Here is a 13,802-nt window from a genome sequence, read left to right as displayed (position 1 = left end):
TTCCTGATCTTCGGGTTCCAGAGCGTGCGCCGTACCGCGGCTCCCCGGCGCTGACCGTCGTCCTCGACAACCTTCGCAGCGCTTTAAACGTCGGCTCGATCTTCCGGACCGCCGACGCTGTTGGCGCGGAGAAACTCGTTCTCCTCGGGACGACCCCGACGCCGCTGCATCCGAAAATCGCGAAAACCGCCCTCGGCGCGGAAAAAACGGTCCCCTGGCGGCATGACTGGGACAGCGCGGACGCGATCGCGCGGCTGAAATCGGAAGGCTGCGAAATCTGGGCGCTGGAAGGCGGCGAGGCCGCTGAAAACCTGTTCGCCGCGTTTCCCGGACTCAGCGCGCTGGAAGCGGGAAATAAAATCGCTCTCGTTCTCGGCGGCGAAGTCAGCGGCGTCGACCCGACGATCCTCGACAGCTGCAATCGGATTTTCTACCTGCCGATGATAGGGGAAAAGGAATCGCTGAACGTCGCGGCCGCCTTCGCCGCCGCCGCTTACCTGATACGATTTGGAAAGATAACGCATGGATGATGATGTAACTCCGATTCGAAAACAATATCTCGATATTAAAAAGAACTACCCTGATACAATCGTTTTCTTCCGGCTCGGCGACTTTTACGAAACCTTCGATCAGGACGCCGAAACCACGTCGCGCGAGCTCGATCTCGTCCTGACGGCGCGAAAGGTTTCCAGAACCGTGAAGGTCCCGATGGCCGGGATCCCGTATCATGCCGTCGAAAATTACCTTGCGCGGCTGATCGATAAGGGATTTCACGTCGCGATCGTCGAGCAGGTCGGCGAACAGCCGGATAAAGGGCTTTTCGAACGCGAAGTCGTCCGCGTCGTCACGCCCGGGACCGTGATCGAGCCCGGGCTCCTCAAGTCTGACGCCAATAACTACCTGCTCGCCGCAATCGAAACGGCGAAAGGGATCGGGATCGCCTGCGCCGATATTACGACCGGCGAATTCTTCGCGTCGGTCATCCGCGGCGAAAATCAGCGCGGCGTCTTCGCCGCCGAATTATCCAGGCTCCGCCCGGCCGAAATCCTGAATTCGGAGAAAAACCCGCTCGCGATCCCGTCGTCTTTCAGCGTCACTCCCGTTCCAAACGCGATTTTCGACCCGGCGCGCTGTTTCAGTATTCTCTGCGAAATCCTCTGCGTCCCGACGCTCGACGGCTTCGGGTTCAGCGCCGGCAGTCCGGCGGTTCAGGCGGCCGGCGCGCTCGTCCGCTACCTGGACGCGAACCAACCGGCCACGCTCAAAATCTTATCGAAGCTGACGCCGTATTCGCTCGACGAATTCATGGCGCTCGACGTTTCGACCCGCCGCAACCTTGAACTGACCGAGACGCTGCGTTCGAATAACGCGAAAGGGTCGCTTTTAGGCGTTCTCGATAACACGGTCACGCCGATGGGGAAACGCGCGATCCGACAATGGGTCAGCAAGCCGCTCACAGACATCGATCGGATCCGCCAGCGGCTCGACGCCGTTGAAATTTTCGTCGCCGACGGGATGCGCCGGGCCGAGCTGCGCGCGGCGATGAAACCGCTGAACGACATGGAACGGCTCATCAACCGCATCACCGGCGGCGTCGCGATCCCGCGCGACCTGATCGCGCTGCAATCGTCGCTCGAAGCGCTTCCGACGATTTTCAGCCTGCTTCCGGGCGACTTACCGATCTTAGGCCGCCTGCACGAATGCGCCGAAATTCGCGGTCTTCTTCAGCGGGCGATCTCGCCGGATTCGCCCGCGACGCTGATGACGAGCGGGGTAATTCGCCGGGGCTATTCCGAAGAACTCGACGAAGTTTACGCGAAATCGACCGGCGCGCGCGACTGGATGGCAAATTTGGAAGGGGTCGAGCGGGAGCGAACCGGCCTGCGGACGCTGAAAGTCGGGTACAACAAAGTTTTCGGCTACTATATCGAAATCTCGAAATCGCTCGCCGGGAACGCCCCGTCGGAATACATTCGCAAACAAACCCTCGTCAACGCCGAACGGTTTATCACGCCCGAAATGAAAGAATATGAAGCGCTCGTCCTGAACGCCGAGGAAACGATCCGCGCGATCGAGGGCCGCCTCTTCGCCGAGCTCTGCGCCGAGGTCGGGCGGGAATCCATGGCGATCCTCGAAACCGCCCGGGCGCTGGCGACGCTGGACGTCCTGACCTCGCTCGCCGAATCCGCCGCGCTGAATCATTACGTCAAGCCGGAAATTAACGATTCACACGAAATCGAAATCAAGGGCGGCCGGCATCCCGTCGTCGAGCTGACGATGAAAAACGGGGAACGCTTTATTCCGAACGATATCTGCTTTAAAGAATCTGAACAGATTCACGTCGTAACCGGCCCGAACATGTCCGGAAAATCGACCTATCTGCGCCAGACCGCGATTATCCTGCTCATGGCGCAAATGGGCTCGTTCGTCCCCGCCGACAGCGCCGTCATCGGCGTCGTCGACCGGATTTTCACGCGGATCGGCGCGCAGGACGAAATTCACGCCGGCCTCTCAACGTTCATGGTCGAGATGGTCGAGACCGCCAATATTCTCAACAACGCCACCCCGCGCAGCTTCCTGATCTTAGACGAAATCGGCCGCGGAACGAGCACGTACGACGGGCTGTCGATTGCCTGGGCGGTCGTCGAGTATATTCATAACGCGCCGCAGCTTCGCTCCCGGACTCTCTTCGCGACCCATTATCACGAGCTGACCCGGCTCGCCGAGACGCTCCCCAACCTGAAAAATTACAACGTCGCGGTCAGCGAGCATAACGGCGACGTCGTCTTCCTGCATAAAATCATCCCCGGCGCGGCGGATCGTTCGTATGGGATCCATGTCGGACGGATCGCCGGGCTCCCGAAACCGGTCATTAATCGCGCGAACGAAATCCTGAACCGGCTCGAAGCCGAAGGGTCCGCGCCGAAAACGGCCCGGGAAGAACCGGAAGTTCAGATGGCGCTGTTTCCGGAGACGAACCCGATCGTCGACGCGCTCGACAGCGTCGATATCAACGTCCTCTCGCCGATCGAAGCGATCAACCTGCTGTATGAATGGAAAGTCCGCTTCGGGAAACCGTCGTCATAAATTTCAAAAGCCGTCGTATCCTTCGTTTTAGCCGGATGGAATATTTTCTATGGCAGGACTGATATGTCAGTTCCCATCCGGCGCCGTGATCAGCGGCCGAACGCGTTCGAACGCCGCCGTCCGTTCCGGCGACGCTTCCCCAGCCGCCGTCAGCTCCTCCCATAGCGCCTGAAAATATTCATGCGTAATATGCGCCTCCCAGCCGGCCCGCTCGGTCAGCTCCGCCGCCAGCGACCAGTCGCCCGTTCGCGCCGCCGCGCGGATAAACGGCGTAAACTCGACCGGCTTCAACGGGTCCCAGCGCGCCACGACCGCTTCGTCATATAAGCGCAGCGCCTCTGCGTCGTCGCCGACCGCGACCGCCCGCGCCGCGTTCGCATACGCGTAGCACCAATTCCGCGGGCGGGCCGCGCCGAAAATCGCCGGCGTCAGCCGCCGCCCGGAATCATAGATAATCCGGTCGGGATTCTGATAATTGATCAGCTTTTTCGTAGTCGGGCTAATATACGGATTCAACCGATCCAAATCCTCCAGGACCCAGAGACAGCGGTCCCATTCGTTCTTGGTCAACACGATATTATTTCGGAACTCAGATCTGAAATTATAAATTTTTACCTTGTTTGTTAACGGAAGCTGGTTCTGAAACTCATGCTCAAAGTCGCCCTCGCCAACCACCAAATACCAGTACGGCGTCGGATCCAGCCCCGTCCCCTTCCCGTACATCTCCAAAACCATCGCTCCGTCCGCCCAACCGCCGAGAAACGAAGCGATAATCCCGTCGCCGAGAAACGCCGTACCCGGCTTCGCGTCGGGAACCCGCCAGTACAGCTGCCACTGGAAATCCTGCTGATTCTTCCATGCGGTCCGATAATCAAACGAATTGACAATTTGAAAATTAACCGCGACCGCGCAAAACCCCGCCAGCGCCATGATCCGCAGCCATCGTTTATTCACGAATTTCGCGAAAGCCGCCGGGATCAGCAGCGACAAGCCCAGAAAAGCCGGAATCATGAACCGATCATGATAAATAAACGTCGTCGACGGGTTCTTATCGATCGCCATCCCGGGAAGGAACCCCAGCAGCGTCAGCGCCGCGCCGAAGCGGACGATCGCCCCTGCGTCGGAATCGCTCTCCGCGTCCTCCGGATCGTCCTTCGTTCCACAAGTAAAGGAAACCGTCAGGAAAACGAAAACCGCCGCCGCGAAAATCAGCGCGATCCGCTGCGACGGGATCAACAGGTTCATCCGATCCGGACGGATACTCCGGTACCAGACGCCCCAAACCGACTCCGTCAGATACTGCAGCCCCATTTGCAGCATGTGGAGCGACAGGTCGAGCGGGCCCGAAAACTCCCTGATCCAGCTCAGCGAATTCCGATCCGCGACCCAGCGCGGCATCACGGCGAACCGCGCGACCCCATACGCCGCCAGCAGCAGCCCGTAAGGGACGTACCGCTGAAGCGCCAAAACGGCTTTCGCGCGTCCGTTTTCGCCCGCCGAAACGAAGTGAATCAGGAACAGCCGCGCCGCCTCGACCGGCAGGTAATACTCCGTCATCAGCAGCTGAGCCGCGCTCAGGAGCATCGCGGCCGCCGTCAGGAGACACCGATCGCCGCTCCGTTCCGAACGCAGCGCGCGAACGGTCAGCCAGAACGAAAACGAAACCAGCGCGCCCTGGATCCAAATCTGGTTATAGGCAATCGCGAACGCCTGATGCTTAAAAAACGGAAAAATCGCGAAGAGGATCGCCGAAAACGCCGCCACCGCGCCGCGCTTCGGCCAGACCGTTCGAACCAGCAGCCACAACCCGACCCCGCCCAGGTAACGCCAGAATAACGACCAGAGCTGCCACCCCAACCGGTTGTACCCGATAAGCTTAAATCCCAATCCGATCACGTACGGAAGCAGCCCAGGCCGGCTGTCATCGAAAGCGTACGCCTGAAGCGCCGGGAACCCGCCCTGATGATAGGCTGAGAGATAAAGCCAGTCGTCCAGATAAAACCCGACCGACCGGACCTGATAAACCCAGGTCAGCGTAAAAATCGCCAGCAGCGTCAGCGGGAACCAGCCGCCGAAAAAGATCCGATAAACTTTTTTCATACGTTTATTGTATTCAAAAAACGGCCGCCCGCAGCCATTTTTTGAATACAATCTTTCTTTTAAGACCGAAGCGCCGGCGAACCGTTCGTCGCTTTCCGGATCGCGATCCGCTCCGTCGCGATAAAAAGTCCAGCCGCAATCATCAGGATCAGCCAGGGAATCAGGAGCTCGTTCAAACGCGTCGCAATCACGCCGATCAACGCCGGAACCGTCAGCGACCCCACGTAAGCGGCCGCCATCTGGTACCCCATGACCTCCTGCGCGTCATGTTTCCCGAAACGGACCGGCGTATCATGAATAATGCACGGGAAGATCGGCGCGCATCCCAAACCGGCAACCAGAATACCGGCTACGCGCACCATCGCCGGCAGCGGCAAAATAACGCAAATTGTCCCGGCGAGAACCGTCAGCGATCCGTAGCGGATCAGCTGACCGTTCGTGAAGCGCATCGACAGAAAACCCGACAGCGCCCGGCCAATCGTAATCCCGGTCACGAAAAACGAAATCCATCCAGCCGCTTCCGCCGGCGTAAAACGAAACGCAGCGATCAGGTACGTCGCGCCCCAGAGCATGTAACTCTGTTCCACAGAGCAATACAGGAACATCGAAAACAACGCGCCGAAGAAGCCTTTCCGCCGATAAACCGGCCTTCCGTCCGAACCAATCGGGCTTCCGTTCGCGCCGCCGTTCGCTTCGCTCCCGGGTTCGTTCGGAACGCGCTCCGCCATCCTTCCCCAAAGCGGCAGGCTCAGGAAAACGATCGCTGTCAGGACAAACTGGATCCCGGAAATCATCAGGTACGCCCTCCGCCAATTCGACCCTATCGTCAGCAGGATCGACAGCAGGATCGGTCCGGTCATCGCGCCCAGGCCCCAGAAACTATGCAGCCAGGACATATGGCGCGATTCGTAATGTTCCGCGACGTACTCGTTCAATCCGGAATCGATCGCCCCCGCGCCGAGACCATAAGGAAACGCAATCAGGATCAGCATCCAGGGCGTCTTCGCCAGCCCGAACCCCATCATGCAGACAGCGGTCAGTCCGACGCTGATCAGCGTTACCCTTTCCGTCCCCAGCCGCCTGATCAGGTGGCTGGCAAAAATCGCGGACGTAATCGTTCCGGCCTGAATACACATGAAAATCAGACCAGCGAAATCCTCCGCCGCGCCGATTTCGAGATGCATGACCGGCCAGGCCGCCCCAAGCAGCGAATCCGGCAGACCTAAACTGATAAACAGCAGATAAATCAGACTGAGAAATGCGGTCGCCATGAAATTTCCGGCTCCTTAAAATTTAAGCTGAAAGTCGCCTCCGTCCAATAAAGCGAAAAGCGTATCTATTATAAAAGCAGGCGGCGGCGAAACTGAAAAACGGAAATAAAAGCTGACGACGACGCCCGCGTTCCAAAGACGAAACGACGATCCTTTTTCCGATCGAATCAATCTGCGGAATCTCGAAAGACAGCACCATTTTTCGCTTTACCCCGCCCAATATCTACTCCGCTACCGTATAATTGAAAACCTCGGCGGATTCCGCCTGAAACGAAAAAACGGATTATAGAGATTACGGAGAAAACAATGGCGAAAAAAGTCGTCCTGGTTACCGGAGCCGCGATCGGAATTGGCCGGGCGGTCGCTTTCGAGATGGCGAAATCCGGCTGCCGGGTCATTATTAACTACAATACCCATAAAAAAGAAGCGGAGGACCTCTGCGCGGAGATCGTCAGGGGCGGCGGCGAAGCGACCACGATCCATGCGGACCTGTCGAACATGAGCCAGCTGCGCGCCATGTTCGATCGGATCGACGCGCTCGGGCTGACGCTCGACGTTTTAGTCAATAACGCCGGCGTCAGCGAATCCATGCCGTTCCTGGAAGTCACGGAGGAACATTTCGACCGGATCACAGCGGTCGACTGGCGCGGCGTTTTCTTCTGCGCCCAGCTGGCGGCACGGCGCATGATCGCGGCCGGGAAAAAGGGCGTTATCGTCAATATTTCCTCAAACCATGTCGAAGGCTGCTGGCCGAATTCGACCGTTTACGCCGGCGCGAAATCCGCCGTCTCGAAATTCACGAAAAACGCCGCGATGGAGTTAGCGCGGAAAGGAATCCGCGTCGTCGCGATCGAACCCGGCTATACGGCGGTCGAGCGCCTCTCGACCGATGAATTCGCCGACGCGAAAGCGAAGCTGCCGCTGCGCCGGTTCGCGGACGCGAAAGAAATCGCGCATGCCGTCCTGTACGTCGTTTCCGATAACGCCGCCTACATGACCGGAAATATCCTGCGGATCGATGGAGCGGCGACGCTCCCCGTCGTCGCCGAAAACGATTTCGTCGACTGAACGCATGCCCGGGCACGTTTATTCATCCAAGCGAATCGGGAACGAGAAATTCCGGCTCGCCGAGGGTCCGGTTTGGATCGCCGCGCGGGATTCGTTCGTTTTCGTCGATATCGAAGGAAAAGCCGTCTGCGAATGGCGCCCCGACGGGACGGACGATGGAAACGGCGTCCGCCGGATCCCGATGCCCGACCGCGTCGGCTTTATCGTCCCGATCGACGGTTACTGCGTCCTCGCCGGCGTCCGCGATACGCTGACAATCGTCGACCTGGATTCCGGCGACTGCGCGCCGTATTTTTCGCTGCGCCTCGACCCGCGGCTGCGTTTCAACGATGGGAAAGCCGGGCCGGACGGAACGCTTTACGCCGGCGTCATGGCGATCGATCAAAGCGACCCCAACGCACGGGGAATGGGCGCGCTGTACGTCCTCCGCGACCATACGATCCTCCAGATCCTGCCCGGAATGACGATTCCGAACGGGATGGCGTGGAACCCCGACCGCGGGACCCTGTATCATGCCGACACGCCAACACAAACGGTCTCCGCCTATCCGATCCGTCCGGACGGAACGCTCGGAGAAGGGACCGCCATGATCCGGATCCCGGAAGCTGACGGCGCTCCGGACGGCCTCTGCGCCGACGACGCCGGGAACCTTTGGATCGCGCTCTGGGGCGGGAAGAAGGTCGCCTGCTTCAATCCGAAAAGCGGCGAACGACTGGCTGAAATCGAAGTCGCCGGCCTGCATGTCAGCTGTCCCTCGTTCGGCGGCGGGACACGGGATCTGATGATGATCACGACGGGCGAAGCGGAAAACGAAGCAGGCGCGATCTTCCGCGCCGAGCTTTCCGTAACCGGCCCGTCGCCATTCTCCTTTCGGCTCAATCCTTAAAATTCAAAAATCCGTTCCTGAAGCTGTCCTCAAAGCCGGAATTCCGAAATTTTTCCGAAAATCCTGTCAAAGCATATTTTTCGATTGAAGTCAGGCCGCGCCCTTGCTCACGGCATAGAAATAGATAAATTTTTATCATAGAATCCGGTTTTGAGACATGATCATCTTATTTCCAGGCGCGCGAACGTCAGGACATTCGTCATATTTTTTCACGCCGATCGTCACGTTCCGCGACATTTTTTCAGTTCTGAGCCGATTTTTTTCAATCGAGCTGTTTTCCGGATTGCAAGAATCAGGACGATTCAATATAATAACAGCAGGCGGCAGGCAACCGGGGCGCGGCTCAGGAATTCGAAAATGCGTTTGATTCGAAACGAACGGCTTTTCTTCGTAAACGCCGAAAACGTCATGCCTCGATCGGGCCGTACACAGCCAGGAAGAGAATATTATAGAACCGACATGGACCGAAATTCAGACTGTTACCAGAAATACGTCAGCGTCTTAAAAGAAGAACTTCTACCGGCGATGGGCTGTACGGAGCCGATCGCCGTCGCTTACGTCGCCGCGAAAGCGCGCGAACTCCTTGGGAAAATCCCGGAAAAAGTCCTCCTTCAGGCCAGCGGCAATATCATTAAGAACGTCAAGTCCGTCGTCGTCCCGAATACCGACGAGCTCAAAGGCCTCGAAGCCGCCGCCGCGGCCGGAATTATCGCCGGCGATTCCGCGAAGCGTCTCGAAGTCATCAGCGACGTCACTCCCGAAGAAAAACGCGAAATCGCGGAATATCTCGCGCGGAAGGTGATCACGACCGAATTTCTCGACAGTGGGATCGTCTTCGATCTCATCGTCACCGAAACCGCCGGAGACGATTCGGTTCGCGTCCGGATCGTCAACGAACATACGAATATCGTCCTGATCGAGAAAAACGGCGAAATCCTGATGGAAAAACCGATCGCCTGCGGCTACACCGAATCGCAGGACGCAGGGAAAATGTGCGTCGACGAAATCCTCGACTTCGCGCGAAGCTGCGAAATCGGCGATGTCCGCGACGTAATCGCCCGCCAGATCGAATATAACACGGCAATCGCCGAAGAAGGGCTGAAAGGCGAATGGGGCGCGAATATCGGGAAAGTCCTCCTGCGCGAAAATGAAAACGACGTCCGCGTCCGCGCGAAAGCGAAAGCCGCCGCCGGCTCTGACGCAAGGATGAGCGGCTGCGAGCTGCCGGTCGTTATCAACTCCGGAAGCGGGAACCAGGGCATCACGATTTCCGTTCCGATTATCGAGCACGCGAAAACGCTCAACAGTTCCGAAGAAGAACTGTACCGCGCCCTGATTCTGGCGAACCTTCTGGGGCTGCATCAAAAAGCCGGGCTCGGGCGTTTATCCGCCTACTGTGGCGCGGTATCCGCCGCCTGCGCCTCCGGCGCAGGGATCGCGTACCTGATGGGCGAGAGCGACGAGTTTATCAAGAACGAAGTCATCAACTGTCTGGCGATTACGTCGGGAATCGTCTGCGATGGGGCAAAGCCCTCCTGCGCCGCGAAGATCGCGATCTCGATTGACGGCGCCTACCTCGCGATTGACATGACCCGCAACCGTCAGCGGTTCGCCGGCGGCGACGGAATCGTCAAAGATGGAATTGAAAATACGATTTCGAGCGTCTCGAAGCTTGGGCGCGACGGCATGAGGGAAACCGATAAAGAGATCTTAAAGATCATGATCGGCGCCGACCCGGAAACGAAAGAACCCCTCGCTGAAAATCGATAATTTCCTCCTCCTTGCAACGGGAGTCCTCAGGATCACTCTGGGGGCTCCCCTTTTTAGAATCGATCCTGAGCCCGGGAAACCGCGGCGTTCCCCCTTCGTCATCCTTTTTTTCGCGAAAAACGCGTTCGTTGATACTAATTCCGCCAATCTGCCGTTATAATTTTTTTCGAGATAAAAAAAATTCAACGAAACACGCTTTCTTTGACCATGCTTTTTCAAAGGAAGAATATGGGGAAACGTGATCAAACCGCTTTTTTTCTACCTCATCTCTATCCTCGTTCTCAGCCTGAACGGCGCGCGCGTTATCAACGCCCTTCTTCCGCTCCGCGTTTATCACCCGGAAGAGTTCCCTTTCCGCGGCGGCGATTTTGAAGCCAGATTCTTCAGGTCCATTCGAATCCATCGATGGAAAGATTACCTTCCGCAGAATAACCGCGGATTCAATAAAGGAAAAATCAGCAGCTTCGAAGACCCCGACTATATCCATCGCTTCGTTTTGCATACCTGCCGCGGCGAAACGGTTCATTTCCTCCTCGGCGCAATCAGTTTCGTCTTCGTTCTCTACGGCTTCCTCGCGCCCGACCGGACGCAGGGGGTCAGGCTCTTCCTGATCCTGTCGACGATTTACGCCTGCTGCCAGCTGCCGTTTATCTGGGTCCAGCGATACAACCGTCCGCGCCTGATCCAGCTGGAAAAAGCGGTCCGCAGGAAGCTCGCGCGCCAGACAGCGGCCCGGAAGCAGGGCGCTTCCTGATACGAAACCCGGCCGGCGGAACGGGAAGATGAAGCTCGCGCGGCGCGGAAGCTCCGAAGCCGTTGCCGCCTCTTTTTTAATTGGGGATCCCGTTCGGGACTAAGACAATCCTCATGACGGTCATGTGACTTTATTCCTTACTTTTTTTCTTTCGTGAAAACCCGGATTCTGAGACAAAACGCCAATGGTATACTAAACGGACTGACTAACGCAGCGGATGATTTAGTAAACAAAAGCCGTTTGTTTAGTCGGAAGTTATAAAAAACAGAAAGGCAATAAAGATGAAAAAGGGTTTTGTTATAGTTTTACTGGCGCTCGTTTTGACCGTCTTCGCGATCGTTCCCGTCTTCGCTGACGGCGATTACACAATCGCGGTCGTCCCGAAGCTTACCAGTATCGCATGGTTCCAGCGGATGGAAGTCGGCGTTAAAGAATACGCCGAGGAAACCGGCGTCGACGCTTTCTATACCGGCCCGTCTGAAGGCGACGGCGCGCTTCAGGCGCAGTTCATTGAAGACCTGATTGCTCAGGGTGTCGACGCGATCTGCGTCGTTCCGTTCTCGACCGAAGCGCTCGAGCCGGTCCTGAAAAAGGCCCGCGAAGCGGGAATTCTCGTCATTTCGCACGAAGCTTCCGGGATGGAAAATATTGATTATGATATCGAAGCTTTCGATAACGAAGCCTACGGGGAACATTTCATGGCGCGACTGGGCGAACTCATGGACGGCAAAGGCGAATATCTCCTCGAAGTCGGCGGGCTCACCTCCGAATCGCATATGCAGTGGACCGAGGCGGCGATCCAGTACCAGAAAGCCAACTTCCCGGAAATGAAACTCGCGGCCGATCGGATTGAAACCAAGGACGACCAGACGATCTCTTACGAAAAAGTCAAAGAAGCTTTGACCGCCAATCCGAATATCATGGGGGTCCAGGGATCCGCGATGCCGGACATCGCCGGCGCAGCGCTCGCCGTCCAGGAATTAGGCCTTTCCGGAAAAGTCCAGATCGTCGGGACCTCGCTCGTCTCCGTCTCCGGCAAGTACATCAGAGAGGGAACGATCGATACGATCGGTTTCTGGGATCCCGCCCTCGCGGGGAAAGCCATGGTTCAGCTCGCCGTCAATATCCTTGACGGGAAGGACGTCACCGACGGCTTAGACCTCGGAATCGAAGGCTACGATAATCTCGCGCTGGACGGGAAAGTCCTCTACGGGCAGGCTTGGATCGACGTCAACAAGGACAACGTCGACGATCCGGCGTACGACTTCTAAGCCGCGGAGTTTTTCTCCCAGACAAGTTGATGGTTATATGCTGGTGGAACCGACTTATCCGGTCGGTTTCACCCTTTATCCGAAATTCAACGAATTGAAGAGGAGCGTCCCCGGTGTCCCATGTTTTCCTGACGATCAAAGACGTCTATAAAACGTTCGGCGGCGTACACGCGCTGAACGGCGTTGATTTAGAAATTCGCAGCGGCGAGATCCACTGCCTGGCGGGCGAGAACGGCTCTGGGAAATCGACGCTGATCAAAATTATTTCAGGGATTTATCAGCCCGACAAAGGCCAAATCCGGATCGAAGGCAGCGAGGTTCAGAAGCTGACGCCGCGCGATTCGATTAACGCTGGGATCCAGGTTATCTATCAGGATTTCGCGATCTTCCCGAATCTCTCCGTCGCCGAAAATATCTCGATCAACCATTCCGTCATGACCGCGGCCAGGCGGATGAATTGGAGAGAAGCGCGCGCGTTAGCGATCGAAGCGATGAACAGAATCGGCGCGAAGCTCGACCCGGAGGTTCTCGTCGAAAGCCTCTCGGTCGCCAATAAGCAGATGGTCGCGATCTGCCGCGCGATTATCAACGACGCAAAGCTGCTGATCCTGGACGAGCCGACCGCGTCGCTGACCGCGAAAGAAGTCGACGCGCTGAACGAAATTATCCGAAACCTGCGCGATAAGGATATGGCGATCATGATCGTCAATCATAAAATCGACGAAATCTTCAATATCGCCGAAAGAATTACCGTCCTCCGGAACGGCGAAAAAATTTCCAGCGGTCCAGCGGAAAATTACACGCGCCAAAGCTTCATCCACGACCTGACCGGCCGGGATATCAGCGAGTCGACCTACGCGCCCGCGCCTTCCGAGGAAGAAATCTTCCGCGTAGAAAACCTCTCGCGGACCGGCGAATTCGCCGACGTTTCTTTCGAACTCCGAAAGGGCGACGTTTTAGGAATAACCGGACTTCTCGGTTCAGGTCGGGGCCAGATCGGCGACGCGCTTTTCGGCGTAGCGCCCACGACCAGCGGGAAAATCTTCCTGAACGGGGAAGAAATTAAAATCCGCTCGATCGACGACGCGATCCAATACCGGATCGGCTACGTTCCCGAAGACCGCCTGACGCAGGGACTTTTCCTGAACCGCTCGATCCAGGAGAATACGACCGCGGCCTCGATCCGGAAATACTTCGTCAACGGAAGAGTCGACCAGAAAATGATGCTGAACGATACGATCGACTGGATCCGGAAAATCGGCTGCAACGCGAAAAGCGCCGAACCGCCGATCCGTACCCTTTCCGGCGGCAACGCGCAGAAGATGGTCATCGCCAAATGGCTGAATACCCAACCACGCCTGCTGATCCTGAACGGGCCGACGGTCGGCGTCGATATCGGCGCGAAAGCGGATATTCATCATTATCTTCATACGTTAGCCGCGGACGGCGTCGGCGTGATCGTTATCTCCGACGATTTAGCCGAACTGATTCAGAACTGCAACCGGATTATCGTCATGAAAGACGGGAAAGCTGTTTCGACGGTCTGCGCGAAAGACGTCGACGAAACAGCGTTGTCCCGGACGCTGAGCGATTAG

Annotated in this window: 11 protein-coding genes; 8 read left to right on the top strand and 3 right to left on the bottom strand. The window is 57.2% G+C overall.

Annotated elements, in window-relative coordinates; translation table 11 throughout:
- Window positions 1-50 precede the first annotated feature (50 nt).
- The gene (locus BEQ56_05905; GenBank protein AOH44426.1) at window positions 51-530 is read left to right on the top strand and encodes a hypothetical protein; all 480 of its coding nucleotides are present in this window, start codon (window positions 51-53) and stop codon (window positions 528-530) included.
- Window positions 523-3,087: a DNA mismatch repair protein MutS gene (locus BEQ56_05900; GenBank protein AOH43050.1), complete on the top strand. Its 2,565-nt coding sequence runs from the start codon at window positions 523-525 to the stop codon at window positions 3,085-3,087. The genes BEQ56_05905 and BEQ56_05900 overlap by 8 nt, the downstream gene beginning before the upstream one ends.
- A gap of 66 nt (window positions 3,088-3,153) precedes the next feature.
- On the opposite strand, the gene BEQ56_05895 is transcribed toward BEQ56_05900, so the two are convergent.
- From BEQ56_05895 to BEQ56_05885, 3 genes are read right to left on the bottom strand one after another with little or no spacing between them, the layout of a single operon-like run.
- Window positions 3,154-5,238, bottom strand: coding sequence for a hypothetical protein (locus BEQ56_05895; protein ID AOH43049.1), 2,085 nt, complete (start codon window positions 5,236-5,238; stop codon window positions 3,154-3,156).
- 8 nt (window positions 5,239-5,246) lie between these two features.
- Complete coding sequence (locus BEQ56_05890; GenBank protein ID AOH43048.1) at window positions 5,247-6,458, bottom strand: hypothetical protein; 1,212 nt, start codon at window positions 6,456-6,458, stop codon at window positions 5,247-5,249.
- A gap of 22 nt (window positions 6,459-6,480) precedes the next feature.
- Window positions 6,481-6,678, bottom strand: a complete 198-nt coding sequence (locus BEQ56_05885; protein ID AOH43047.1) for a hypothetical protein — start codon at window positions 6,676-6,678, stop codon at window positions 6,481-6,483.
- Window positions 6,679-6,764: 86 nt separating this feature from the next.
- Here BEQ56_05885 and BEQ56_05880 point away from each other — a divergent pair, with 86 nt between their 5' ends.
- The 6 genes from BEQ56_05880 (at window position 6,765) to BEQ56_05855 (ending at window position 13,802) form a co-directional block, all read left to right on the top strand.
- Window positions 6,765-7,526, top strand: a complete 762-nt coding sequence (locus tag BEQ56_05880; GenBank protein AOH43046.1) for a 3-oxoacyl-ACP reductase — start codon at window positions 6,765-6,767, stop codon at window positions 7,524-7,526.
- On the top strand, window positions 7,477-8,412 hold the full coding sequence (locus BEQ56_05875) for a hypothetical protein (GenBank protein AOH43045.1): 936 nt from the start codon (window positions 7,477-7,479) through the stop codon (window positions 8,410-8,412). The genes BEQ56_05880 and BEQ56_05875 overlap by 50 nt, the downstream gene beginning before the upstream one ends.
- Window positions 8,413-8,871: 459 nt before the next feature.
- Window positions 8,872-10,182: a hypothetical protein gene (locus BEQ56_05870; GenBank protein AOH43044.1), complete on the top strand. Its 1,311-nt coding sequence runs from the start codon at window positions 8,872-8,874 to the stop codon at window positions 10,180-10,182.
- Between the two features lie 238 nt (window positions 10,183-10,420).
- Window positions 10,421-10,936, top strand: a complete 516-nt coding sequence (locus tag BEQ56_05865) for a hypothetical protein (GenBank protein AOH43043.1) — start codon at window positions 10,421-10,423, stop codon at window positions 10,934-10,936.
- Between the two features lie 281 nt (window positions 10,937-11,217).
- Window positions 11,218-12,207: a LacI family transcriptional regulator gene (locus BEQ56_05860; GenBank protein AOH43042.1), complete on the top strand. Its 990-nt coding sequence runs from the start codon at window positions 11,218-11,220 to the stop codon at window positions 12,205-12,207.
- Window positions 12,208-12,320: 113 nt separating this feature from the next.
- A complete protein-coding gene (locus BEQ56_05855; protein AOH43041.1) occupies window positions 12,321-13,802 on the top strand; it encodes a lipase in 1,482 nt (493 codons plus the stop codon).

It is taken from the genome of Anaerolineaceae bacterium oral taxon 439, assembly GCA_001717545.1.
Taxonomy (GTDB): Bacteria; Chloroflexota; Anaerolineae; order Anaerolineales; family Anaerolineaceae; genus Flexilinea.
This window is presented reverse-complemented; position numbering and strand designations above follow the sequence as displayed.

What these genes read in the sequence shown, in the direction of transcription:
- BEQ56_05900 (AOH43050.1), top strand. Translation starts at nt 523, where the DNA reads ATGGATGATGATGTAACTCCGATTCGAAAACAATATCTCGATATTAAA.
- BEQ56_05890 (AOH43048.1), bottom strand. Translation starts at nt 6,458, where the DNA reads ATGGCGACCGCATTTCTCAGTCTGATTTATCTGCTGTTTATCAGTTTA.
- BEQ56_05880 (AOH43046.1), top strand. Translation starts at nt 6,765, where the DNA reads ATGGCGAAAAAAGTCGTCCTGGTTACCGGAGCCGCGATCGGAATTGGC.
- BEQ56_05875 (AOH43045.1), top strand. Translation starts at nt 7,477, where the DNA reads ATGGAGCGGCGACGCTCCCCGTCGTCGCCGAAAACGATTTCGTCGACT.
- BEQ56_05870 (AOH43044.1), top strand. Translation starts at nt 8,872, where the DNA reads ATGGACCGAAATTCAGACTGTTACCAGAAATACGTCAGCGTCTTAAAA.
- BEQ56_05860 (AOH43042.1), top strand. Translation starts at nt 11,218, where the DNA reads ATGAAAAAGGGTTTTGTTATAGTTTTACTGGCGCTCGTTTTGACCGTC.